Below are 1543 nucleotides of genomic sequence, written 5' to 3' on the forward strand. Positions count from 1 at the left end.
GTACGGCGGCGTCGAGTACGGCGGCGTCGAGTACGGCGGCGTCGAACGCCCCTGCGCCCGGCCCGAGTGTGGCGGCGAAGGTCGGTACCGTCACGCCGGAAACCTTGCAGCGTGGTGCTCCGCCGGCTGCTCGGTTGGACACGCAGGCGGTTCGGCCGGTGCCGCTCGTGGTGCCGCCGCCGGTGGTGGCGCAGGCCGACGGGGTCGCCGGCAGCGACGGCATTGCCGAGGGTGATACCGCCACCGGGCTCGCGGTCGCGTCGTTTGCCGGCACGGCCGAGCCGGAGCCCGACACCGACAGCGCGACCGCGAACGATGGCACGGCGTCGTTGCCGCTGAGCACCGGCGAGACGCTCACGCAGGGCGGAACGTTCGAGATGGACGCGGACACCGCCTTGCTGCAGGCGGTCAACGCGGAGCTGCGCCGGTGGGGGTGGGAAGGCGGGCAGGTGTCCGCCGAGGACATCGAGCGGGCACAAGCGAGGCTCGCGCTCGAGAACGTGACGTTGCCGGCGAACTCGAAGGCCGCCGGTCGCGATCTGGCCGAGTGGTTCGTGTCCGGCAGGATCACCAGGGAACGTGGCGGCAGCTACCTCTCCTCACTCGTGTCGTCGTTGAAGGGGTTCACGTCATCGGAGCAGGCCGAGCCGGACAGCGAGCCGGACAGCGAGCTCAAGACCGTCGACCTCGGCGGCCTGAGGTTGCCCGCCGTGCGGGTGGGTGACTTCTACCGGGTCAGGGGGGTCCCGCTGTTCCTCAACGCGGTTGTGGTGGACGGCACGGACCTCCGCGAGAAGCAGGCGATGGCGGACCAGGCCTTGGCGTATCTATCGGATGGCGTCGAGCTGTACCGCGGTGTCCCGAGCTGGCACCCCACGTGGGAGAACCTGCAGAACGGCAGCATCACGCCGCTGGGCACGACTCCGCATCCGGATCTCGACACCAGGAACACGAACTTCATCCCCTTCACCGCCGAGATCGACGTGGCCAAGGACGCGTCGGTCTCACACCAGGGCAAGGGCTCCGGCGACGACCTCCGCTTCGTCGACGGGTACAACCCGCACGACCACACCTTCCCCGTGGGCATGGTCCTGACCACATGGGTGTCCGCGGCGAACCAGACACCACTCGCGCTGATCAACAGCGGTGAGGCACAGGTCGGCGGCCCGATCGACAGCTTCCACTCACAGACGTACTTCATGGGAACGCCCCTGGCCGACATCTACGGCGGCCAGGACAACGGCGCCACACTGNCGACCACACCTTCCCCGTGGGCATGGTCCTGACCACATGGGTGTCCGCGGCGAACCAGACACCACTCGCGCTGATCAACAGCGGTGAGGCACAGGTCGGCGGCCCGATCGACAGCTTCCACTCACAGACGTACTTCATGGGAACGCCCCTGGCCGACATCTACGGCGGCCAGGACAACGGCGCCACACTGGGCACGATCATGCCCGCCCCTCCGGACGCGGACGAGGTGTCGGACTACCTCACGGAACACGGTGCGCTGCGCCCCGCACCGACATCGAACGCGACCCCG

At 68.9% G+C, this 1543-nt stretch carries 1 protein-coding gene; it reads left to right on the forward strand.

Going from position 1 to position 1543, the window contains the following annotated elements:
• Positions 1-1276 precede the first annotated feature (1276 nt).
• The coding region (locus tag LFM09_RS49990) for a hypothetical protein (RefSeq protein ID WP_414103715.1) at positions 1277-1543 on the forward strand (267 nt) is incomplete at its 3' end.

This window comes from Lentzea alba (assembly GCF_047445655.1).
Taxonomy (GTDB): Bacteria; Actinomycetota; Actinomycetes; order Mycobacteriales; family Pseudonocardiaceae; genus Lentzea; species Lentzea alba_A.